General features: G+C 54.4%; 1 rRNA gene. It reads right to left on the reverse strand.

From position 1 onward, the window contains the following. Positions 1-1,020: ribosomal RNA gene (locus tag ABD734_RS07740) — 23S ribosomal RNA — on the reverse strand; the annotation flags it as partial.

Raw genomic sequence — 1,020 nt, forward strand, 5'->3', positions numbered from 1 at the left:
CCGCCCCAGTCAAACTGTCCACCTGACACTGTCTCCCACCCGGATTACGGGTGCGGGTTAGAATCTCAACATCACCAGGGTGGTATCCCACCAGTGCCTCCACGTAGACTGGCGTCCACGCATCAACGGCTCCCACCTATCCTGTACAAGTGAGGTCGAGGTTCAATATCAGGCTACAGTAAAGCTCCACGGGGTCTTTCCGTCCTGTCGCGGGTAACCTGCATCTTCACAGGTACTATGATTTCACCGAGCCTCTCGTTGAGACAGTGCCCAAATCGTTACGCCTTTCGTGCGGGTCAGAACTTACCTGACAAGGAATTTCGCTACCTTAGGACCGTTATAGTTACGGCCGCCGTTTACTGGGGCTTCGATTCGCACCTTCGCTTACGCTGAGCGCTCCTCTTAACCTTCCAGCACCGGGCAGGCGTCAGCCCCTATACGTCACCTTTCGGTTTGGCAGAGACCTGTGTTTTTGATAAACAGTCGCTTGGGCCTATTCACTGCGGCTCATTTTCATGAGCACCCCTTCTCCCGAAGTTACGGGGTCATTTTGCCGAGTTCCTTAACGAGAGTTCGCTCGCTCACCTTAGAATTCTCTTCCCAACTACCTGTGTCGGTTTGCGGTACGGGCGGTAATGTATTCACTAGCGGGTTTTCTTGGCAGTGTGAACCCACAGCTTCGCCTACTATTTTCGGCTCCCCATCACATCTCGTCGTTACACAGGGCGGATTTGCCTACCCTGACGACTCGATGCTTGGACGTGCACTTCCTTCCGCACGCTCTGCTTCTCCTCCTGCGTCACCACATCGCTCAAACACACATCACCGGTACAGGAATTTCTACCTGTTATCCATCGCCTACGCAGTTTCGCCTCGGCTTAGGTCCCGACTAACCCAGAGCGGACGAGCCTTCCTCTGGAAACCTTAGTCGTTCGGTGGACGGGATTCTCACCCGTCTTTCGCTACTCACACCGGCATTCTCACTTCCGATCGCTCCACATGTCCTCACGATCATGCTTC

This window comes from Salinicoccus jeotgali, assembly GCF_039538805.1.
GTDB classification, from domain to species: Bacteria; Bacillota; Bacilli; order Staphylococcales; family Salinicoccaceae; genus Salinicoccus; species Salinicoccus jeotgali.